Origin of the sequence: Marinobacterium jannaschii DSM 6295 (assembly GCF_000620085.1) — a bacterium.
In the GTDB taxonomy this organism is placed as follows: Bacteria; Pseudomonadota; Gammaproteobacteria; order Pseudomonadales; family Balneatricaceae; genus Pontibacterium; species Pontibacterium jannaschii.
The window spans coordinates 244071-265105 of the sequence record NZ_KK211066.1 but is presented as its reverse complement, the minus strand read 5'-3'; the positions used below and the strand labels follow the sequence as shown (position 1 = coordinate 265105).

Below are 21035 nucleotides of genomic sequence, written 5' to 3'. Positions count from 1 at the left end.
ATGAACAAGCATAACTACCAGATCAGAGCGATGACCTGCCAGGAGCTGGATATCGCCATCGACTGGGCGGCGGCCGAGGGCTGGAATCCGGGGCTGCATGATGCCGATAGTTACTACCGGGCTGATCCCAACGGATTCTTTATCGGTTTGCTGGATGATGAGCCGATCGCCTGCATTTCGACGGTGCGCTATGACGATCAGTTTGGTTTTCTGGGCTTCTATATCGTCAAGCCGGAGTTCCGTGGTCAGGGGTACGGTATGGCGATCTGGAACACCGGGCTGGATTACCTCGATGGCTGCAATATCGGCCTGGATGGGGTGCTGGCACAGCAGGATAACTACCGTCAGTCCGGCTTTAAACTGGCCTATAGTAATATCCGCTTTGAGGGCCAGGGTGGCGGTGATGCTATCGATAATGCGGCTATTGTGACGCTGTCCGAACTGCCGTTTAGTGATCTCGACCGCTATGACCAGCCGTTTTTTCCGACAGGGCGCAGCGACTTTACCCGTCACTGGATCGGTCAGTCTGATGGCACCGCGTTGGGGATCTTGCAGGACGGTAAGCTGGCAGGCTACGGGGTGATACGCCCCTGTCGCAGCGGTTATAAGATCGGGCCGTTGTTTGCTGACAGTGCTGAGCAGGCGGAAGCGTTGTTTCTGGCGCTGCGGGCTAAGGCCGGTGCTGCTGATCCGGTTTATCTGGATGTGCCTGAGGTTAATTCGGCTGCGGTCGATCTGGCCGGGCGTTACGGCATGCAGCGGGTGTTTGAGACCGCGCGGATGTATACCGGCGAGCAGCCGGAGCTGCCGCTGGATCGCACCTATGGTGTGACCTCGTTCGAGATCGGCTGATGGTTAGGCTGATGACGCTGGCGTGGCCCGTTTTGCACACCGGCGGTTGTAATTTTCAGGTCTTGGCTGCATGGGATAGTAGGGCGGCCAGTCTGGTTTTTAAGGCGAGATAGCGGAATGTCCTGCCGCGCTCGCCACTGTTATACAGTCCGGAGTCTGGGCTGGGTTTTCACCGATTAAGGCGAAAGGAATCGCTGTCAGGGATTGTAGTCTTCGTTGTTTGATGTTTTTCCGACAGCCTCGTAAGCGTGTTGCGCGCTTAGACAGAATTTTTAACTGTTCATCAACGAAGCGAGAGAATAGCAATGAAGACAGATCTTCGTATCCTGCTGGTAGCAGCTGCGTTATCACCCCTGTGTGCCCATGCCGGAACCACGGCCACGGGCGGTCACGACGAGGTCTCAGACCAGGTGATCAAACAGCAGCGGGAGAGGCTCAGGGAGAACACCCAGGATAAAGGGTTTGGCCCCCAGTCACCGCGGGATATCGATTCGCTTAAGGGCAATAACAAGCGCCTGTTCGGGGCTGCGCCCGCATTCCCCGAGATGAATCTCTGCAATATCCACTTTCATAAGAATGCCGAGCATAAAGGCGGCGAGTTTACCCGTTATGCCGGTAATGGCGATGGGCATGGATTCCGAAGCGGTTATCGCTATTCCGGGCAACTGAGTGCGACTGAACTGGCGCCGCTGAATAAGGCGGTCTGCGCCGGGTCCCATGGCGGCCTCTATCCGGGGGATACTATCGAGGTGCACTATGTTCACTCCAGTGCCCGGATCAAGCCCGGCCCTACCCTGAAATCCTGTTTAAGTCCGTCGATCAGCAATCCGCAGCTGCGGGTTGAGGCCCAGGTCTATGTACTGGTGAATGACCGCAATGCGGCTGACTTTGCCGCACTGGCTGATCACGGTGTCAGAAATGGCCGCTATCAGGCGCTGGGTATCCCGGACAATACCGGTAAAGCGGTACAGTATGCCGGATCGACCACCGGCCCGGGGTATAACGAGAAGGGATCGCCGTTCCAGGTGGCCTGGAGTGTCAGGCCCAGGGTGATGAAGGTGGATATCGAAACCGTCGGCCAGTGGTGTAAAGGCAACGATTTCAACGAAGATCACGGCCATGGCGTGCGTAATCTGGTGATTAACCCGGACCTTCTGTCTCGGATCGCACAACAATAACTGCGGCTGGCTGATAACGCCATCTAAGGCCCGTGTTAATCTGCCTATCCGCCCGTTAGCAAGGCGAAGGGGGGCGGGTAGGCCCGGAGGGAGCTGCTGGTGGAGTGTGGCATTGCGCCCTGTGGCAGCAGTTATTGGCGCTTTGACCGGCTTGTTCGCCCCGGGCGGGATTCGCAGCAAGATTGCCAGCGTAACGCTCATTTTTTAGCGCATTTATTTATAGCTTAGTCAAGGCATAGCGGGTTTTGTTATAAGAGGGTGTTATCTCGATCGAGAATTCTGGTAGAGTGATGCGCCTAAAACTCAGGTAGGAGGTGACCAGCTTGCTAAACTGGCCCCTAAATTGGCATCAGTTTGGTGCTGGTTGTTCAGCCCGAATGACGTTTTAGTCGTGCGAATCAGAGAGTGTGATTGGAGCATAAGATGAGACCTAGACGTAGAGTTAAGGGCAAAGAGTATATTGCGCCGTGGGAAAAAGCGTTTAACAGCGTGCTTTCACCACTGGAAGAGTTCATACACCGTCAGACCACCAGTGGTGTGTTGCTGATGCTGTGTGCGGTAGTTGCGCTGATAATTGCCAACACTGGTTTCTACGAACAATACCATCATTTCTTCCAACTGCATTTCACAGTTGGCGTAGAAGGCTTCCAACTATCGAAAACGCTGCACCACTGGATTAACGATGGCCTGATGGCGATCTTCTTCCTGGTTGTAGGCCTGGAACTTAAACGCGAGCTGCTGGTGGGCGAACTGTCCGACATCAAGCAGGCTCTGTTACCGATTATTGCCGCAGTAGGCGGCATGCTTGTACCCGCATTGATCTACATGGGTATCAATGCAGGCAGTCCAACCTTTGTCGGTTGGGGTATCCCGATGGCAACCGATATCGCCTTTGCCCTGGGGGCGCTGGCACTGTTGGGACGCAGGATTCCGACCAGTTTGCTGCTGTTTTTGGTCGCACTGGCGATAGTGGATGATCTGGGCGCGGTTGTTGTGATCGCCCTGTTCTACACCGAAAGCCTGAACATGGCCGCCATGGGTCTTGCTGCATTGTGTGTAGCGATCCTGGTCAGCTTCAATAAGGGCGGAATTCGTCGTCAGTCGCCGTATCTGTTTGTCGGTGCAATCCTCTGGGTTGCGATGCTGAAGAGCGGCGTGCACGCAACCCTTGCCGGGGTGCTGCTGGCGTTCACCATGCCGATGAAACCGAAATACGATCCGAAGCGCTTTATCTGTCAGATGAAGACGACACTGGAGCAGATCAAAGAGGCGTACAAGCGCAACGAAAACATCATGATCAATGATGAGCTGCGTTCCCGTGTGCATCATCTGGGTGAGGGTGTAAACCTGGCTCAGGCACCGGCACAGCAGCTTGAACACGCGCTGCATCTGCCATCTGCTTATATCGTAATCCCAATCTTCGCGTTGGCTAACGCGGGTGTACCGATTGAGTTTGGTAGCTTCGGTGATGTGCTGACCGATCCGGTTGCCCTGGGGATTATATTTGGTCTGGTGGTCGGTAAGCTGATCGGTATTGCCGGACTCAGCTGGATGGCGGTGAAGATGGGTATCTGTAAGCTGCCATCTGATCTCAACTTTAACCATATCGTCGGTGTGGCGTTTATGGGCGGGATCGGATTCACCATGTCGATCTTTATTGCCGAGCTTGGTTTTGCGGGCTCGCCACAGGATCTGCTGATGGCGAAAACAGGCATCCTGTTTGCGTCCCTGGTGTCTGGCCTGATCGGCTTTACCTGGTTGTACATGATGACCAAGAAACAGGTGAAGGCACCTGTGACTGAAGCTGAAGCTGAAGCAGCTAAGCCAGCGGAGGACGCCTCTAAGCCTGCGGAGTCCGCTGACGCCAGTCACGGAGGTCAATCCGCTTAGGGCGGTCTAGCCCCAGGTATGAAAGCCAAAAGCCCTGCTCATTGAGTGGGGCTTTTTGTTTATCAGGAGGCTGCGGATTATGGCTGTTTAGCGCTTGCGGTCATACTGCCGACGGTCTGATTCAATATTGATGTTGCCTCAGAACGCACCTTCCAGATAGCGTTGTTTCTCAGCCTCGGTGTGGTCTTTTTCGAAGTAGCTGATCAGCTTGCTCAGTTCTTCTTCGCTGCTGTCACGATCTTTCTCCTTCGCATCAATCAGGGCGGACTCTTCGGACAGGGTGATGATGATCTGTTCACGCAGTTCCGGTGCGCTGTTATCGAGCAGCTTCACCAGGTCATCAACCTGTTCGCCAGCCAGTTCGGTGGCTTGCCAGAACGATTCCCGCAATGCCTGTTGGGTGTCCGCTTCGGCATTCAGCAGGGCGCCGAGGTCGTCAGTGTTGGCGATGGAGGTGGTGCGGTCGAAGAAGGCACCATAAACCTCTTCCAGTGCCGGTTCAGACAGTTCGGCCATCGGGTGTTCGCTCTGTGCCAGCCGGTTGAGGCTTTCTACCAGCTGGTCGCGCTGTTCGGCACCGAGTTCAGACAGCTGGCTGGTCAGGCGTCGGGTCTGTGAGTCATGGGCGGAGCTGTTGTCGACTTCGCGATTGAGCCAGGCATCAGTGGTGAGGAATTTGATCATCTGTTGCTGGTCGCGTTCAGACTCACCCTGGCCTTTCAGTTCGTAGAAGCGACGGCCATCGATCAGCTCCTCTTGTCCCATGCGGGACTCGAATACCAGCTGCCGCACCTGGCGGTCGTTGCGCAGGCTGTCGATCTGCTCGAACACCTCTTCATGCTCGCTCAGGTCGATCTGTGCGCCTTTGCCCTCGTTACCACCCAGCAGGTTATCCAGCCCGGTCTCGGTGATGGCGAGGTAGGCACGTTGATCGCCGCGTTCCATATGCCGTAGCTGATCGCCCATCTGCTTGAGCTGGGCATCGTCGAAGCGGTAGTTTTCCATCAGCGAGACAGTATCTTCGATCATGCCGAAAGCCACCTGACTGCTGCCATTGTCATGGCCGAGTAAGGCGAAGGCGCGTTCTCCCGGTGAGGTAGCGCCGGTGGTTGTCTGCAGCTCCGGCGCATAGCCACTGATATTGCTGCTGATCTGGCTGACGAAATCCAGCACGGCACTCTGCGATTCCTTATTGCGCCCTTCGAGCTGATCCATCATCCGTCCCCCCAGCCCAATATCTGCATGCAACAGGCCAAGCAGGCTGGATTGATCGGATTCTTCGAACAGCTCCAGCTGATCAAGCATGCCATCGACATCGTCACTGCGACCGACCGCACCGATCAGGTTATGCAGGTCGTTGGCGGATTCCGAGGGTTGCAGGAAGGCGAAAGTGCCATCGGGCTGATAGCTGGAGGAGGGGGCGGGTTTGTAAACCTTATCCGCGTAGCCGTCGGCCTTTTCCAGCACACGGCTACGGGTGCTTTGATCCATGGCGGAGAGCCTGTCGACCAGACTCAGGGTTTCCTGATGGCCGCCGGGCATGATGGGGTTAAAACCATTGCGCTTTGGCGGGGTTTCCAGTGCCGTGGTGATAGCGACAAATTGTTTCAGTTCTTCGTCGCTAAGTTCTTCCGCCAGCTGCAGGAACTTATCTTCGGTAAGCAGTTTGGAATCGATCAGATCCTTCTGTTCGTCTTCGGACAGACGGTTGAGGATCGCTTCCATACGTTGGGTTGTCTCTGATTCCGGCTGGATCAGGACGGTATCATTGCCGATAAAGGCTTTATGTGGCGCGACCTCTGGCAGGGGCTCGGAATGACCCGCCTGTCGGGCTGCCTCTGAAAGCACCACCTTGTCTGCCTGTGCCGATGTGCTGCTCAGCCGGGTCGGAGTCTCTGCCGGCTGCTTGCCGTTATTCAGCGGGTGGCTTGATAGCTGCAGCTGGCTGGCGATAGCGTCATTGTTTGATGTGATTTTCATGCTGTGGTCCTTCACCTATAAATCCAACCGGATACTCAGTTTTCGGCAGAATAGGCGGAAACTTGACCGCATCTCAGGCACAGGTGGCAGATGTTTAATGATCACAGCCATTTAGAGGCAGCGATGATCCCGGGCCATCATTCCGCAAGATCAGGTGATCAGTTATCTTGCGCGGTATCGGCACAGCACTCCTCAACGAGGAAGTCGATCACGCCCTGTAGCTGCTGATACTCCGCCACGCAGTAGAGGGTGCGGCCTTCGCGGCGCTGGGAGATCAGCCCGGCGGAGGCGAGGCTGGAGAGGTGGTGTGAGAGGGTGGAGCCGGGGATACCCAGTTGCTCCTGTACTTCCCCGACCGCCATTCCCTGATGGCCGGATCTCACCAGCCGTTTGAATACAGTCAGCCGGGTAGGGTGGCCCAGTTCTTTCAGGGCTTTGGCGACATTTTCCAGTTCCATCACGATATCCTCACTAAACTTATATTTCGATATTACTAGAAATAACTTGACGGTGACAGCCTGTCGGCGCTAGATTTCACTGCATTATTAATTCTATAAAACTAGAAATATAGTTTTGGGAGGGTCTATGACGATTACTGCGGAGATGGTCTCCGATGCATTGGGAATGTTCGCCTTTCTGGCGGTGGAGCTGACGCTGCTCTATCTGCTGATCAGTTACGGTGTCGGAGTGCTGCTGGAGTATCTGCCGCCACACCGGGTACAGAGTATCCTCAGCAGTAAAGGGGGTAAGGGCTATGTGATCGCGGGCTTCCTTGGTGCGATCACGCCGTTCTGTTCCTGCTCGACCATCCCGTTCCTGAAGGGATTGCTGCGGGCCAATGCTGGTTTCGGCACCATGATGGTGTTCCTGTTTGCCAGCCCGCTGCTTAACCCGATAGTGATCGGCCTGTTCGCGGTAACCTTTGGCCTTAAGATCACCCTGAGTTATTTCGCCATCGCCATGGGGGTGTCCATTGCCGCAGGCTATACGCTGGAAAAACTGGGTTTTGAGAAACATATCAAGCCGGAGGCATACCTGACACCGGAGAAGAAGGGCTGTGCCAGCAGTTGTGGTGATAGCAGCGCAGCTGAGCCTGTTGCGGTGGAGTCAAAGTGGATGCGGATCTGGCGCACTACCTGGAGTGATTTCCTGAAAGTGGTGCCTTACCTGATCGCCGGTATCTCGCTGGGCTCGCTGATCTACGGCTTTATGCCTTCGGATTTCGTGGCCAGCGTGGCAGGCGAGAGTAACCCCCTGGCGATTCCGGTGGCGGCGGTGATCGGTATTCCGCTTTATATCAGTAGTACGGCGATGGTGCCGCTGAGTGCAGCGTTGCTGACTAAGGGTATGGGGTTGGGAGCAGTCATGGCACTGGTGATCGGCAGCGCCGGGGCCAGCCTGACCGAGGTGATATTGCTGAAGGCGATCTTTAACAACCAGATGATTATGGCGTTCCTGTTTGTGGTGCTGGGTATGGCGGTCGGTGCGGGGTATTTCTATAGCTATGTGTTTTGAGGCTTGGGGGTAACCAGGGTTTCGCTGCGTTCAACACCACACTACTTGTGTCTGTAACGGAGCGAGGCGACAAAACCCACGGATACCTCGGGCCTGCTATTCGGTGTGGGAACGCTTTGCAGGCGCGAAGCTTTTTCAGAGGAAGAGCTTCGCTCACGGTGTGAGCTCCTACACCATGCCCAGGCTCTTGTTGCAGCGACCTTCCCCCGCTTTCACCGACCGAAGCCCCTTGATAACCATCAAGTCATTCCCGCCATGCCGTTGCTACGCTGCCTGCCGTTTGGCTTGTTTATAAGGCTTCGCTTCTAAGGTGTGCTTCTAAGCAGTAGTTCGGGAGGTGGTGATGGATCTGGTCTGTCCGGCAGGGAGTTTTCCTGCCTTGAAAGCGGCAGTGGATAATGGTGCCGATGCGGTCTATTTCGGCTTTCGTGATGCGACAAATGCCCGCCACTTTGCCGGTCTGAACTTTGACCGGCGTAAGGCGGAGAAGGGGATAGAGTATGCCCGTAGCCGGGGCGTTAAGGTGCTCTGTGCGATCAATACCTATCCGCAACCACAGGGCTGGCAACGGTGGCAGCAGGCGGTGGATATGGCGGCGGATCTGCAGGTGGATGCACTGATCGCCGCCGACATGGGGGTGCTGGGCCATGCGGCAGATAGGCATCCCGATCTTAACTTACACCTTTCGGTTCAGGGCTCGGCGACCAACTACGAAGCCCTGAGTTATTACCAGCAACAGTTCAATATCAAGCGCGCCGTATTGCCACGGGTGCTGTCTCTGGCTCAGGTCGAGCATCTGGCAAAACACAGCCCGGTTGAGCTGGAGGTGTTCGCCTTCGGCAGTCTCTGCATTATGGTGGAGGGGCGCTGTTACCTCTCCTCCTATCTGACTGATGAATCCCCCAATACCCGAGGTGCCTGCTCGCCGGCCAAGGCTGTGCGCTGGGAGGAGACTCCGCGCGGGCTGGAATCACGCCTGAATGAGGTGCTGATCGACCGCTATGGCCGCGGTGAGAAAGCCGGTTATCCGACCCTCTGTAAGGGGCGCTTTGAGGTCGAGGGCCACACTTATCACACCATGGAGGAGCCAACCAGCCTCAATACCCTGGATCTTATCCCACAGCTTAAGTCGATCGGCATCAGCGCCGTGAAGATTGAAGGCCGTCAGCGCAGTCCGGCTTATGTCGCGCAGGTGGTGGGTATCTGGCGGCAGGCGCTGGATCAGGCCGCGACGGCCGCTGATTTCCAGGTGAAACCGCAGTGGAACCAGGGGCTGACCGATCTGTCAGAAGGCGCAACCACCACCATCGGTGCCTATCACCGCAGCTGGCAGTAGGGGGATCGGATGATGCAAAACCGGATGCAACTGACACTGGGGCCTCTGCTGTATTTCTGGCCGAAACAGGACGTCTATAACTTCTACGCCGGGATGGCGGAGACGGCGGTTGAGACAATCTACCTGGGGGAGACGGTCTGCTCCAAGCGCCGCCAGCTGAAAACCGATGAGTGGCTGGGGTTAGCCCGTGAGCTGCAAAGTTGTGGCAAGCAGGTGGTGCTGTCAGGGCTGGCGCTGCTGGAGGCGGAGTCCGAGCTGAAAACCCTGCGCCGGATCTGCAATAACGGTGAGTTTCAGGTGGAGGCCAATGATATGGCGGCGGTGCAGCTGCTGAGTCAGCAGGGGCTGACGTTTACCACCGGGCCATCGATCAATATCTATAACCTGCAGGTACTGAAGCGGCTCTATCGTAACGGTATGCGACGCTGGGTGATGCCGGTGGAGCTGGGGGCCGAGACCTTATCCGCCCTGTTACAGCAGGTCGCGCAGGATGGCTCTATGCCGGAGCTGGAGACCGAGGTGTTTGCCTATGGCTGCCTGCCGCTGGCCTACGCGGCGCGCTGCTTCACCGCCCGCTACCGCAATGTGCCGAAGGACAATTGTGAGTTCTGCTGTATCGAGTATCCGGATGGCCTGGTAATGCGCTCCCAGGAGGGCAAGGCGCTGTTTACCATGAACGGCATCCAGACCCTGTCTGCAGAGCACTACAACCTGGAACATGAACTGACGCGAATGGCGGAGATCGGCGTCGATAAGGTCCGGATCAGCCCACAGCGTGAAGGGCTGGTGGAAGTGATTAAGCGCTTCGATGATCGGTTAAACGGGCGCTCGGGGGCCGAAGTCATACCGCTGGTCAGGCAGGGGCAGTGCAATGGCTACTGGTATGGTGAACCCGGCATTCAGTGGGTGGAGTGATTGTTTTCTGGGAAAGAGCTTCGCTCACGGAGTGAGCTCTTACACCATGACAAGGCTTTTGCAGCAGCGCCCCCGGCCGTGTCCGGTAAATATACAAATTTCTATCGCGCTCGGGGCGTTGCTGCAAAAGTTGCTCGGTGACTAAAGCGGTAACCGGCTTAACCATTCAATCCCCATGCGTGTCGCCTTTGGCAGGTCGTCCCAGTCGATGCTGTCGAGCAGGTTTTTCACGGCCAGTCCCAGTTCGGTGTTGCCTTCGATCAGCAGGCGGCGCTGGAAGAACAGGGTGTCGGGGTCGAGTTCACGATTAGCCAGTTGCAGGAAGTCCCGTGCCTGGCCCTTGATCCAGGCATCGGCCTGATCACCGTCGCAGACAATCAGGCGTTCGCCTTCGCAGCTGATGATGATCTTAATCTCCAGATCGCTGAACTCCAGCCCCAGTTGCCGGCCCTCCAGAAAGTAGAACTCATTATCGGCCAGGGGCTGCTGAAAGGCTTCGTTGAGGGCCTTTTCCAGCAGTGTCTGCTTGAGCCTGAACGGCAGGGCCGATTCGGTTTTACTAATGACCCGGGTGGCGAAGTGCGACTTCAGGGATGAGAGGTCCGGGCGGGGCAGCGTCAGCGGGGTGGTGAATATTGTCATCAGTGGGCTCCTTCTGAGATGGCGCGATCTTAATGGATCCGCGATTTGATCCCCTTGACATTTATCAAGGCCATCTAGTGCTTGGATTACGCACAATGCACTACATATTGTGTCTGATGTTGAATAAACAACCATATATAGTGTTGAGGGAGTCATGGAGAGTCATCAGTCAGTAACCGTAAGAAGTACCGTGGATGAGTATCTGGAGCGCAGTGACTGGCGGGTAAACGCTAACGCCAATCAGGGCTATTCGCTGGGAGGCCTGATTCTGAATGTGTCGGGGAAGGTGATCGCCAACTACTGGCTGAACGAGGTCTATACGCCGCAGATCGGTCTGGCCCACCGCGAGGGGGATCTGCATATTCATGATCTGGATATGCTCTCCGGCTACTGCGCCGGCTGGTCATTGCGCAGCCTGTTGCATGAGGGTCTTAACGGCATACCCGGACGCCTGGAGAGCGGGCCGCCGAAGCACCTTAGCAGTGCTGTGGGCCAGATCGTTAACTTCCTCGGCACGCTGCAGAATGAGTGGGCCGGGGCGCAGGCATTTAGTTCATTCGATACCTACCTGGCACCTTTTGTGCGCAAAGACCGTATGGGTTACGAGGCGGTGCTGCAGTGTATGCAGGAGCTGATCTACAACCTCAATGTGCCCTCACGCTGGGGCACCCAGACCCCCTTTACCAACCTGACCTTCGATTGGCACTGTCCGGATGATCTGTGCGAGCAGATTCCGGTGATCGCCGGTGAGGAGATGCCGTTCAGCTACGGTGAGCTGCAAGCCGAGATGGATATGATCAATCGCGCCTATCTGGAGGTGATGGAGCAGGGCGACGATAAGGGACGGGTGTTCACCTTTCCGATCCCCACCTACAACATCACCCGCGACTTCGACTGGGAGAGCGATAACGCCGATCGGCTGTTCAGCCTGACCGCCAAATATGGCCTGCCGTACTTCCAGAACTTTATCCGTTCTGACCTCGAACCCAATATGGTGCGCTCCATGTGCTGTCGCCTGCAGCTGGATCTGCGCGAGCTGCTGAAGCGGGGAAACGGCCTGTTCGGATCGGCCGAGCAGACCGGCTCGATCGGGGTGGTTACTATCAACTGCGCCCGGCTGGGCTATCGCTTCAAGGGCGACTGGCAGGCGCTCTATAGCGAGCTGGATCACCTGCTGCTGCTAGCAAAAGACTCGCTGGAGCTGAAGCGCCAGCGGATCCAGCAGCTGATGGACGAGGGGCTGTTTCCCTACAGCAAACGCTACCTGGGCACCCTGCGTAACCATTTCTCCACCATCGGGGTAAACGGTATCAATGAGATGTTGCGTAACTTCAGCGACGATCGCCTCGATATCAGTCACGATGAGGGCCAGGCAGCGGCGATCCGGTTGCTGGATCATATTAACGGCCGTCTGACGGAGTTCCAGCAACAGACCGGTCACCTCTATAACCTCGAAGCGACCCCGGCGGAGGGCACCACCTACCGCTTCGCCCGCGAAGACCAGAAGCGCTATCCGGATATTCTCCAGGCGGGCACCCGCCAGAGCCCTTACTACACCAACTCCAGCCAGTTGCCGGTGGGCTTTACCGATGATCCTTTTACCGCGCTGGAGATGCAGGACCCGCTGCAGACCCGTTACACCGGTGGCACCGTGTTGCACCTCTATATGCGTGAGCGGATCTCCAGCGTACGGGCCTGTAAGCAGCTGGTGAAAGCCTCGCTCAGCCAGTTCGCGCTGCCCTATATCACTATAACGCCGACCTTTTCGATCTGCCCGGTACACGGCTACCTGGCCGGTGAACATGAGTTCTGCCCACGTTGCGATGAGCAGCTACTGCACGAGCAGTTACAGAAACAGCAGCAAGATCAGCAATCACTGCAAATCACCCACTGAGTTTACTGAGGATGTTTCCGATGAATGAACCACTGACCGATGCAACTACCCATCTAAACCCTGAACAACGCCAGCGCTGTGAAGTCTGGACCCGGGTGATGGGCTACCACCGCCCGGTGGCGCAGTTTAATGCCGGTAAACAGGCCGAGCATGCTGAGCGCCGCCACTTTATCGAGCCGAAGCGGTAACGGCGCTTTTCAACCGCGTGTTCACCCGGCTGTACAAGGAGTTGCGATGTCCACCGCCCCGCAGATCAGTGGTATTACACCCCTGACCACCATCGACTTTCCCGATCACCTGGCCTGTGTGGTCTATACCCAGGGCTGCCCGCTGCGCTGTGGCTACTGCCAGAATCCGCACCTGATCCCCTTTGAATCCGGCGATGGCGCCATCAGCTGGGGGCAGGTGCTGGATTTCCTGCAACAGCGCCGGGGACTGCTGGAAGCGGTGGTGTTCAGTGGTGGCGAGCCAACCCTGCAGCCGGGCTTGCGCGCGGCGATGCTGACGGCCATCGAGCTGGGCTACAAGGTGGGGCTGCACAGCGCCGGGGTGAGTGCGCGTCATCTGGCCGAGTTGCTGGGGTTGCTCGACTGGGTGGGGCTGGATGTGAAAGCGCCGGATCACCTTTACCCGCAGGTGACGGGGCGGACCCATCAGCCGGGCCAGAACCGGCGCTGCCTGGAGCTGTTACTTGAGAGCAGCACCGCCTTTGAGTGCCGCACCACAGTGGACTGGCGGCTGCTGCAGCCGGATGACCTGCTCCAACTGGCGCAGCAGTTACAACAACAGGGCGTGCAGCACTATGCGCTGCAGATCAATCACGGCGGTCACTGCCTTGATCCTCGGCTACGCCAGCCCGCGCTGATCGATCCGGGGCAAAAGGCGCTGTTGAAGGCGAGGCTGGAAGGGATCTTCCCGCACTTTGAGTGGCGCGAGTAAGCGGGCGAGGTTGAAGGCGACGGCATATTCGGCAGACCCGGAATGGCCTGCCGTTTTTTGTACGGACGTGAATACAGAGGTCGGATGGCCCGATGCGCCAGGCATGCTGAAGGCCCCGAAGGGCGGGCACTGTCACAAACGTCTCCAGGCGACGTTGACTGCTACACTTTATTCAGGCCATCCTGTCAGGAGGTTTAAAGTGACGACTCAACCCAGTCCTCCCAATTCTGGTAACGAGTCCGCGGCGTCACTGGAATCTGTGCAAAGCGCTCGACAGTTGCTGGATATTACACAGCTGCTCACATCCGACCTGCATAAGAATCAGTCCATCAACGTGGAGCTGGACTCCTCGCTGGACCGGGACCTTGGATTGGACAGCCTGGCCAAAGCGGAGTTGCTGTCCCGTGCCGAGCAGGCATTCAAGGTCACGTTGTCTGACCAGATATTGTCGCTTATAGAAACGCCGCGTGATCTTCTGCGCGAAGTGTTACGTGCGGCCAGTGGCACTCTGCCCGTACCGGCCTCAACCTCCACTGCCGAGCAAACGGTTATTAAGGCAGCCGGAGACGCCCAGGCCACCCCCTCCCACATACAAACGCTGCAAGGCGTGTTGGCCTGGCAGGCACAGGCACAGGCACATCCAGACCGCAGCCATATCGTTGTTTGTGGAGACCGGGATAGCGAGGAGAAAAGCATCAGCTATCGCGCGTTGCAGGAGAATGCCCAGGCACTCGCTTGTGGCCTGTTAGCACGTGGACTGGAACCCGGACAGCAGGTGGCGCTGATGCTGCCAACCAGCGCCGACTATTTCTACTGTTTCTTTGCCGTGCTGCTGGCCAATGGCATCCCGGTGCCGATCTATCCACCCGCTCGCCCGGCACAGGTTGAAGAACACCTTCGCCGTCACGCCGGTATTCTCAATAATGCCCGGGCAAAGATGCTGATCTCCGTGCCGCAGGCTGAAACCGTCTCGCGGCTGCTGTATGCCCTGGTCCCCGGACTGAAGCATCAAGTAACCGTCGATGAGTTACGCGCTACCGAAGCGCACCCTATAGAGAGCACCGCAGGGCCACAGGATACGGCCTTCCTGCAATACACCTCTGGCAGTACCGGTGACCCTAAGGGGGTTATTCTCAGTCATGCCAATCTGCTGGCAAACATTCGCGCCATGGGTCACACCGTGCAGGCGACCCCCGATGATGTCTTCGTCAGCTGGTTGCCGCTCTACCATGATATGGGACTGATCGGCGCCTGGCTCTCGAGCCTGTATTTTGCCTGTCCACTGGTGGTGATGTCGCCGCTGAGCTTTCTGGCGCATCCGCTCAAGTGGCTGCGAACTATTGATCGCTATCACGGCACTCTCTCGGGTGGGCCAAATTTTGCCTATGAGCTCTGCCTCCACAAAATCAGTGACGAAGATCTGGCAACGCTGGACCTGAGTGCATGGCGCTTTGCCTTTAACGGGGCCGAACCACTCAACCCGGGCACTCTCCGACGGTTTACCGAACGCTTTGCACCTTGCGGTTTCTGCGCCGAATCAATGTCGCCTGTATATGGGCTTGCCGAGTGCTCGGTCGGACTGGCATTCCCTCCCGGCGGGCGTCTGCCTTTGATTGATCGCGTACAACGCCCTGCAATGGAGCGAGATTGCCATGCGAAACCTGCCGGGGATGACGATACTGATGTGCTTGAATTTATCGCCTCAGGCCAACCATTACCCGGACATCAAATACGGGTGGTTGACGAGCAGCAGCGTGAACTGCCCGAGCGCCACGAAGGCAACCTGCAATTCAAAGGGCCTTCAGCGACCTGCGGCTACTTTGATGCAGCGGATAAAACGGCAGAGCTGTTCCAGGACGACTGGTTGAACACGGGCGATCGCGGCTATCTGGCAGGCGGCGATATCTACATTACCGGGCGCAAGAAGGACCTGATTATCCGGGCCGGGCGTAACTTGTATCCTCATGAGCTGGAAGCCGCTATCGCAGATGTGTCGGGGGTCAGGAAAGGCTGTGTCGCGGTATTTGCCAGCCAGGACAGACATACCCACAGCGAACAGCTGATCGTGTTGGCGGAAGTACGTCGCTCTCCTGCACTGGATAAAGACAAGCTCGCCCGGGCAGAACAGCAGACCCGGATAATCAACGAGATAAACAACCTCGCTATGGACATTCTGGGTACAGCGCCGGACAAGGTTGTAGTGGCCCCACCTCATTCCGTGCCGAAAACCTCCAGCGGTAAGATCCGCCGCTCTGCCGCGCGCACACTTTATGAGCAGGGAAAGATCGGCCAGGGCCGCTACCAGCTGCACTGGCAACTCGCGCGCCTGGCACTGACCTCATTACGGCCCCGGTTACGCCGAAAAATCGGCCAGCTCACCGACCTGCTCTATGGCGGTTGGAGCTGGGGGGTGTTTTTTCTGGAAACGGCTTTTCTGTGGCCAATGGTCGCCGTCAGCTCAAACACCCGCTTCAACTGGACAAGGGTACGCAATGCCTGTCGACGGTTCTTAAAACTGACTGGGACAGGTCTTAAGGTTCAGGGCCTGGATCATCTGTCGATGCAACAGCGCTGCATTCTGGTCTCAAATCACACCAGTTATCTTGATGTAATCGCCCTGATCGCGGGTCTGCCGCAGGAATGTACCTTTGTTGCGAAGACCGAGCTGCAACAAAGCCGGTTCAGCCGTATTTTTCTGCGCCATCTGGAAACGGAATTTGTCGAGCGTTTCGACTCCCAGCGTGGCGTTTCCGATGCCCGTCGTATCGCCACCGCAGCGATGATGGGGCGTTCACTGTTTTTTTTCCCGGAAGGCACTTTCTCACGCAGCCCCGGCTTAAGGGATTTCTACCTGGGCGCATTCGTCGCAGCGGCTGAGTCACAGCTGCCGGTGGTACCGGTTACGCTGCGCGGTACACGGAATAAGCTGCGTGATGGCAGCTGGTTGCTCCGGCGCGGTGATATCGAGATTGAAATCGCTGCCCCGCTGGCTCCATCCGGCAGCGACTGGAATAGTGCGGTAGCGCTGCGCGATCGCGCCCGTGCCGAGATACTGCAACGTTGCGGCGAACCTAATCTGGCGCAGGCAATGGGTGTGCTGTAAATAACCTGCAAATAAGCACTCTATATCAATTAGTTGCGTCTTGAGATGAAGGAATATCAATTGGACTTTAGATAATAATAGTTCTCAATAGGTTTGTTATAACATAGCATTTATGCCTTCTTTCCAACGATCTAAGGATTTCGACAGATGTTGAAGGCGATCACCACTCTTGGCGTTTCCAGTGCGCTGCTGTTTTCCGCTGCCGCCCTGGCAGCGCCCACCCCGGGCAACACCCTCGCCGTTAAGGGCCAGTTTGAGTTTGCCAGCCTGGACCCTACGCGACGCGGTTATGTGTTTCAGCGTATGCAGGTGCTGGAGACCCTGGTTAATGTCGATGAGAAGGGCAACCTGACACCGGGGCTGGCCAGCAGCTGGCAGGTCGAAGCGGACGGTAAGGCCTGGATCTTCACCCTGCAGTCCGACGTACAGTTTCACGATGGCAGTGCACTGGATGCCGCTGCCGTGGTCAATAGCCTCAACATCGCCCGTGGTAAGCCAAGCCTGATGCAGGGCGCACCGATCAGCGCCATTGAGGCGCTGGATGCACAGCGCATCAAGGTCAGCCTGGACTCCCCGTACAGCCCGCTGGGCGCTATCCTGGCCAATTACTCGACGGCCATTCTGGCGCCTGCTGCCTTTGATAAAGAGGGGACTGTGGTATCGGTGATCGGCTCCGGACCTTTTTCCGCCTATGAAATAGCGATGCCGCATAAGCTGGTGGTCGAGCGCTTCGACCAGTACTGGGGGCAGAAGGCATCGATCGAGTACGCCAGTTACCTGACCGGTCACCGTGCTGAAACCCGCGTGTTACAGGCGCGCAGTGGCGAGGGAGATATTGTTTTCGGCCTGGATGCCGCCTCTGTTCCGGCGCTGAAGCGCCTTCCACACCTGAGTATTTTGCGTAGCGATCTGCCGCGTGCCTTGTCGGTGAAGCTCAATCTGGGTCATCCTTTGTTGTCCAGCAAGGCGAGTCGCGAGGCCCTGAGTCTGGCGATTAACCGTAAGGGGATCGCCACTGCTGTACTGCGTAGCAGCGAATCCGCCAGCGCCCAGCTGCTGCCGCCGTACATGTCTGACTGGCACCTGGCTGAGAGCTCTGTCGACCAGGATCTGGCCAAGGCCAAGTCACTGCTGACCGCCCAGGGCTGGCAGCAGAATGGCAATGGCTGGCTGGAGCGTGACGGCAAGCCGTTTGAGCTGACGCTGATCACCTATGCCGACCGCCCTGAGCTGGTCACCGTGGCCACTGCATTGCAGGATCAGTGGAAGCGCCTGGGCGTAAAACTGAATGTTAACGTCACCAGCTCCAGTGCGATCCCTTCCGGCCATAAGGACGGCTCGCTGGAAGTGGCCTTGATCGCCCGTAACTACGGCACCATCGCCGATCCGTTGGGTGTGCTGATCAAGGATTTCGGCAACAGCCACGGTGGTGACTGGGGCAGCATGAACTGGTCCAACCCGGAGATCCAGGCGACCCTGAACCAGCTGGTGCAGGAGAACGATCAGGCAAAGTTCCGTCAGAAGGCACAGCAGGTGGCTAAGGCAATCTACGAAGATAAGCCGTTGATCGCGATCGCTTACTACGTGCAGCACACAGCGGTTCATAGGAATGTCGAAGGATTCCGCTTTGACCCTTATGAGCGTAGCTATCACCTGAATGAGATCACCTGGAACAACTGATGCTAACGCTGCTGATTAGACGTCTGTTTCAGTTACTGGCGGTCGCCTGGGGCGTCAGTACCCTGACTTTTCTTTTGATGCGTGCGCTGCCGGGCGATATGGCTTACCGCATCGCCTCTGGCCGTTATGGCATGGATGCGGTGGATTCCGCCTCTGCTGACCTGGTGCGGGCAGAACTGGGGCTGGATCAAGGCGCCTGGAGCGCCTACTGGCAATGGTTCGGCGACCTGCTGAGCCTAAACCTGGGTACCTCGCTGGTGAGCGGCGGTCCGGTGGCAGATGAGCTGTGGCATATGCTGAGCCATTCCGTACACCTGGCACTGGCCGGTGTGGTGCTTTCGCTACTGATCGCTGTGCCGCTGGGGTTGGCGAGTGCCTGGTGGGGCGGTTGGCTGGACCGTATCCTGCTGACCCTCTCCACCACCCTGCGCGCGGTGCCGGTGTTTGTCATTGGCCTGCTGGCGATCATTGTCTTTGCCCTGGAGCTGCAATGGCTGCCGGTGGCCGGTTTTGGCAGCAGTGCCCATCTGGTATTGCCGGCACTGACGCTGGGCCTGAGTCTGGCCGCGGTGTCGGCGCGGGTGGTACATACCGAAGCGCAAAAGGTGTTTAGCAGCTCATTTTATGAGTTTGCCCGCACCAAGGGGCTGAGTAACTGGCAGGCTTTTCGCCGTCACGGCATCCGTAACATCGCGGTGCCGGTGGTGGCCTTCTTCGGCATCCAGCTGATCACCCTGGTGGAAGGGGTGGTGATGATCGAGTCGCTGTTTTCCTGGCCCGGGGTCGGTCATGGCCTGGCCCATGCGATCTTTGCCCGGGATATTCCGGTGATCCAGGGCGCGGCCCTGGCCATGGGGATCCTCTTTGTGGTGATGAATACCCTGGTGGATATCGTCTGTTACTGGCTTGATCCGCGTGGAGGTAGCCTGAAATGAACGCTTTGAAACTGAGTCTGGCGCAGAAAACCGGTCTGGGCCTGCTGTTGCTGCTGGTGGCTTATGCCACCGGTGCTGCTTTGTTACAGGCCGGCGATGGCAACAGCCAGGACCTGAGCCATATCCTGCTGGCGCCGGATGGCCAGTTCTGGCTTGGCACCGATCATTTCGGCCGCAATATGTGGTTGCGTCTGGCCGATGCGCTGCAACTGTCGTTGGCAATGGCCGTGCTTTGCGTGGCTACGTCGGCGCTGATCGGCGTCACCCTGGGAGTGCTGGCCGCGACCCGTGCCCCCTGGCTGGACCGGGTGCTGGATTCGATTGTCACGCTGATCCTGGCGCTGCCGGGGTTGGTGCTGGTGCTGATTTTTGCTGCCATCGCGCCGGGTTCCTTCCTGATCATCTATGTGGCGATCGCCCTGATCCAGTGGATCGAGTACTTCCGCGTCACCCGCGCCATTGTGCAGCGTATGGCGGCATCGCCTGCGGTACAGTCCTCCGGCCTGATGGGATTTGGCCAGTGGTATCTGTTCCGGCGTCATTACTGGCCGGCGATTGCGCCGCAGCTGTTCACCCTGGCGGCTTTTGGCGCGGCGAATGCGGTACTGATGATGGCCTCGCTGGGCTTTGTCCATGTCGGCATCCAGCCGCCGTTGGCCGAGCTGGGGCAGATGATTGTCGAGCTGTTCCCATACTACGGCGAAGCCCCCTGGTTGCTGGCTCAGCCTCTGGTGTTGCTGGCCGTGTTGGTACTGGCCTGTCATCTGAGTGGTAAAGGAGCGACGCGATGAACCTGATTAATACCATCGATCTGGCGGTTTATGCCGGTGAGGTTCAGCTGCTGCAGCCGCTTAGCCTGAAACTGACGGCCGGGGAGCGGCTGACGATCCTGGGGCAGACCGGCTCGGGCAAGAGCCTGCTGGCCCAGGCGATTATGGGTAACCTGCCCGATTCCCTGCGTAGCTCCGGCGAGATTGAGCTGTTCGGCAAGCCGTCCTGCCTCAAGTCGCGTCGGGCCTTATGGGGCCGGCAGCTGAGCATGTTGCCTCAGGAGCCCTGGAACGCCCTGTCACCCCTGATGAGTGCCGCCAACCAGCTGGCGGAGACCTACCGCCTGGTGGCAGGACAGAAGCGAGCTCAGGCGGCGGATAGCGCCGCTGAAGTGCTGGCCAGCCATGGCCTGTCTGCCAGCCTGGATAAGCGGGTCGATCAGCTTTCCGGTGGCATGGCGCAACGGGTGGCTATCGCCTGTGCCATGGCGGGCGGCGCGCCGGTACTGTTGGCGGACGAGCCGACCAAGGGACTGGATGTGTCGCGTCGCGATCATGTGGTGCTGCAGTTGCTGAACCAGTCGGCGAAAGGGGCGCTGGTTACCATTACCCACGATGTGGCCGTGGCACGCCAGATCGGCGGGCGGATTATGGTGATGAAAGAGGGTGAGCTGGTGGAGCAGGGCGATGCGGGTGTGGTGCTGGAAGCGCCGCAGCATCCCTATACCCGCTCGCTGATCGCCGCCGATCCGGTGAAATGGCCTGGCCGCTCTGGTCCGGAGATTGAGCAGGGGCGGACTCTGGTGCAGGCGGACGGGCTGGCGATCGGGCGTGGCGGCAAGGCTCTGGTCTCCGATCTCAACTTTAGCGTCCATGCCGGAGAGGTGGTGGGTGTGGTCGGCGATAGTGGCTGCGGTAAGAGCACTCTGGGCGACACCTTGCTGGGACTGGCCGCGCCTGTGGCGGGTGTGGTGGAGCAGTTGGTTGAGGTGCCGAAGCATCGCTGGCAGAAGCTCTATCAGGACCCGACTGCGGCGGTCAGTCACGCGGTGCCGCTGCGCACCCTGCTGATGGATCTGGTGAAGCTGCATCATGTCGACAGTGCACGGATTGCGCCCTTGATGCAGCGTCTGGGGTTGGGGCATGAGCTGCTGGATCGCACTGCCAGCCAGGTGTCCGGCGGCGAGTTGCAGCGATTTTGTTTGTTAAGGGCGCTGTTGCTGGATCCGGTGTTCCTGTTTGCCGATGAGCCGACCTCACGACTCGATCCGATCACCACCCGGGAGGTCAGTCAGTTGCTGGTGGAGGTAGCGCGGGAGCAGGGCTGTGGGGTAATGCTGGTGAGCCATGATCCGGCGCTGATCGAGAAGCGCTGTGACCGGGTGATCCGGCTCTGAAAATGGCCC

At 57.9% G+C, this 21035-nt stretch carries 17 protein-coding genes; 14 read left to right on the top strand and 3 right to left on the bottom strand.

The window, feature by feature from the left end; translation table 11 throughout:
- The 3 genes from Q354_RS0120390 to nhaA all read left to right on the top strand — a co-directional run bounded on the left by Q354_RS0120390 (position 1) and on the right by nhaA (position 3920).
- Positions 1 to 852 carry a GNAT family N-acetyltransferase gene (locus Q354_RS0120390; protein WP_027859224.1) on the top strand — a complete coding sequence of 284 codons (852 nt, stop codon included), beginning with the start codon at positions 1 to 3 and terminating at the stop codon, positions 850 to 852.
- Positions 853 to 1157: 305 nt separating this feature from the next.
- Positions 1158 to 2030, top strand: a complete 873-nt coding sequence (locus Q354_RS0120385) for a delta-class carbonic anhydrase (protein ID WP_027859223.1) — start codon at positions 1158 to 1160, stop codon at positions 2028 to 2030.
- A gap of 423 nt (positions 2031 to 2453) precedes the next feature.
- Positions 2454 to 3920 carry a Na+/H+ antiporter NhaA gene (gene nhaA / locus Q354_RS26665; protein ID WP_084332692.1) on the top strand — a complete coding sequence of 489 codons (1467 nt, stop codon included), beginning with the start codon at positions 2454 to 2456 and terminating at the stop codon, positions 3918 to 3920.
- 138 nt (positions 3921 to 4058) lie between these two features.
- Here the strand turns inward: nhaA and Q354_RS26660 are convergent, their stop codons facing one another.
- Both Q354_RS26660 and Q354_RS0120370 read right to left on the bottom strand, forming a co-directional pair.
- Complete coding sequence (locus Q354_RS26660; protein WP_051560439.1) at positions 4059 to 5900, bottom strand: hypothetical protein; 1842 nt, start codon at positions 5898 to 5900, stop codon at positions 4059 to 4061.
- A gap of 158 nt (positions 5901 to 6058) precedes the next feature.
- Entirely contained in the window at positions 6059 to 6358 is a 300-nt protein-coding gene (locus Q354_RS0120370) for an ArsR/SmtB family transcription factor (RefSeq protein ID WP_027859222.1), read from the bottom strand.
- A 127-nt stretch (positions 6359 to 6485) separates the two neighbouring features.
- Here Q354_RS0120370 and Q354_RS0120365 point away from each other — a divergent pair, with 127 nt between their 5' ends.
- From Q354_RS0120365 to Q354_RS0120355, 3 genes are all read left to right on the top strand, one after another.
- A complete protein-coding gene (locus tag Q354_RS0120365) occupies positions 6486 to 7415 on the top strand; it encodes a permease (protein WP_027859221.1) in 930 nt (309 codons plus the stop codon).
- A 343-nt stretch (positions 7416 to 7758) separates the two neighbouring features.
- A complete protein-coding gene (gene ubiU, locus Q354_RS0120360) occupies positions 7759 to 8751 on the top strand; it encodes a ubiquinone anaerobic biosynthesis protein UbiU (protein ID WP_036230872.1) in 993 nt (330 codons plus the stop codon).
- A gap of 9 nt (positions 8752 to 8760) precedes the next feature.
- Positions 8761 to 9666: a U32 family peptidase gene (locus Q354_RS0120355; protein ID WP_211252301.1), complete on the top strand. Its 906-nt coding sequence runs from the start codon at positions 8761 to 8763 to the stop codon at positions 9664 to 9666.
- Positions 9667 to 9807: 141 nt separating this feature from the next.
- Here the strand turns inward: Q354_RS0120355 and ubiT are convergent, their stop codons facing one another.
- Positions 9808 to 10308 carry a ubiquinone anaerobic biosynthesis accessory factor UbiT gene (ubiT, locus tag Q354_RS26655; RefSeq protein ID WP_051560436.1) on the bottom strand — a complete coding sequence of 167 codons (501 nt, stop codon included), beginning with the start codon at positions 10306 to 10308 and terminating at the stop codon, positions 9808 to 9810.
- Positions 10309 to 10462: 154 nt separating this feature from the next.
- On the opposite strand from ubiT, the gene Q354_RS0120345 reads away from it, so the two are divergent.
- From Q354_RS0120345 to Q354_RS0120310, 8 genes are all read left to right on the top strand, one after another.
- A complete protein-coding gene (locus tag Q354_RS0120345) occupies positions 10463 to 12202 on the top strand; it encodes a ribonucleoside triphosphate reductase (protein ID WP_027859218.1) in 1740 nt (579 codons plus the stop codon).
- A 20-nt stretch (positions 12203 to 12222) separates the two neighbouring features.
- On the top strand, positions 12223 to 12390 hold the full coding sequence (gene nrdD, locus Q354_RS28900; RefSeq protein ID WP_051560434.1) for an anaerobic ribonucleoside-triphosphate reductase: 168 nt from the start codon (positions 12223 to 12225) through the stop codon (positions 12388 to 12390).
- A gap of 46 nt (positions 12391 to 12436) precedes the next feature.
- Entirely contained in the window at positions 12437 to 13141 is a 705-nt protein-coding gene (locus Q354_RS0120335; protein WP_027859216.1) for an anaerobic ribonucleoside-triphosphate reductase activating protein, read from the top strand.
- Positions 13142 to 13340: 199 nt separating this feature from the next.
- A complete protein-coding gene (locus Q354_RS0120330; protein ID WP_211252300.1) occupies positions 13341 to 16244 on the top strand; it encodes an AMP-binding protein in 2904 nt (967 codons plus the stop codon).
- A gap of 147 nt (positions 16245 to 16391) precedes the next feature.
- A complete protein-coding gene (locus Q354_RS0120325; protein ID WP_027859214.1) occupies positions 16392 to 17924 on the top strand; it encodes an ABC transporter substrate-binding protein in 1533 nt (510 codons plus the stop codon).
- Positions 17924 to 18859: an ABC transporter permease gene (locus tag Q354_RS0120320; RefSeq protein ID WP_027859213.1), complete on the top strand. Its 936-nt coding sequence runs from the start codon at positions 17924 to 17926 to the stop codon at positions 18857 to 18859. Before Q354_RS0120325 ends, Q354_RS0120320 begins: the two co-directional genes overlap by 1 nt.
- Positions 18856 to 19650: an ABC transporter permease gene (locus tag Q354_RS0120315; protein ID WP_036230869.1), complete on the top strand. Its 795-nt coding sequence runs from the start codon at positions 18856 to 18858 to the stop codon at positions 19648 to 19650. The genes Q354_RS0120320 and Q354_RS0120315 overlap by 4 nt, the downstream gene beginning before the upstream one ends.
- Positions 19647 to 21026, top strand: a complete 1380-nt coding sequence (locus Q354_RS0120310) for an ABC transporter ATP-binding protein (protein ID WP_027859211.1) — start codon at positions 19647 to 19649, stop codon at positions 21024 to 21026. Before Q354_RS0120315 ends, Q354_RS0120310 begins: the two co-directional genes overlap by 4 nt.
- Positions 21027 to 21035 lie beyond the last annotated feature (9 nt).

Coding starts and splice junctions, on each gene's coding strand:
- Q354_RS0120390 (WP_027859224.1), top strand. CDS start 1: ATGAACAAGCATAACTACCAGATCAGAGCGATGACCTGCCAGGAGCTG.
- Q354_RS0120385 (WP_027859223.1), top strand. CDS start 1,158: ATGAAGACAGATCTTCGTATCCTGCTGGTAGCAGCTGCGTTATCACCC.
- nhaA (WP_084332692.1), top strand. CDS start 2,454: ATGAGACCTAGACGTAGAGTTAAGGGCAAAGAGTATATTGCGCCGTGG.
- Q354_RS26660 (WP_051560439.1), bottom strand. CDS start 5,900: ATGAAAATCACATCAAACAATGACGCTATCGCCAGCCAGCTGCAGCTA.
- Q354_RS0120370 (WP_027859222.1), bottom strand. CDS start 6,358: ATGGAACTGGAAAATGTCGCCAAAGCCCTGAAAGAACTGGGCCACCCT.
- Q354_RS0120365 (WP_027859221.1), top strand. CDS start 6,486: ATGACGATTACTGCGGAGATGGTCTCCGATGCATTGGGAATGTTCGCC.
- ubiU (WP_036230872.1), top strand. CDS start 7,759: ATGGATCTGGTCTGTCCGGCAGGGAGTTTTCCTGCCTTGAAAGCGGCA.
- Q354_RS0120355 (WP_211252301.1), top strand. CDS start 8,761: ATGATGCAAAACCGGATGCAACTGACACTGGGGCCTCTGCTGTATTTC.
- ubiT (WP_051560436.1), bottom strand. CDS start 10,308: ATGACAATATTCACCACCCCGCTGACGCTGCCCCGCCCGGACCTCTCA.
- Q354_RS0120345 (WP_027859218.1), top strand. CDS start 10,463: ATGGAGAGTCATCAGTCAGTAACCGTAAGAAGTACCGTGGATGAGTAT.
- nrdD (WP_051560434.1), top strand. CDS start 12,223: ATGAATGAACCACTGACCGATGCAACTACCCATCTAAACCCTGAACAA.
- Q354_RS0120335 (WP_027859216.1), top strand. CDS start 12,437: ATGTCCACCGCCCCGCAGATCAGTGGTATTACACCCCTGACCACCATC.
- Q354_RS0120325 (WP_027859214.1), top strand. CDS start 16,392: ATGTTGAAGGCGATCACCACTCTTGGCGTTTCCAGTGCGCTGCTGTTT.
- Q354_RS0120320 (WP_027859213.1), top strand. CDS start 17,924: ATGCTAACGCTGCTGATTAGACGTCTGTTTCAGTTACTGGCGGTCGCC.
- Q354_RS0120315 (WP_036230869.1), top strand. CDS start 18,856: ATGAACGCTTTGAAACTGAGTCTGGCGCAGAAAACCGGTCTGGGCCTG.
- Q354_RS0120310 (WP_027859211.1), top strand. CDS start 19,647: ATGAACCTGATTAATACCATCGATCTGGCGGTTTATGCCGGTGAGGTT.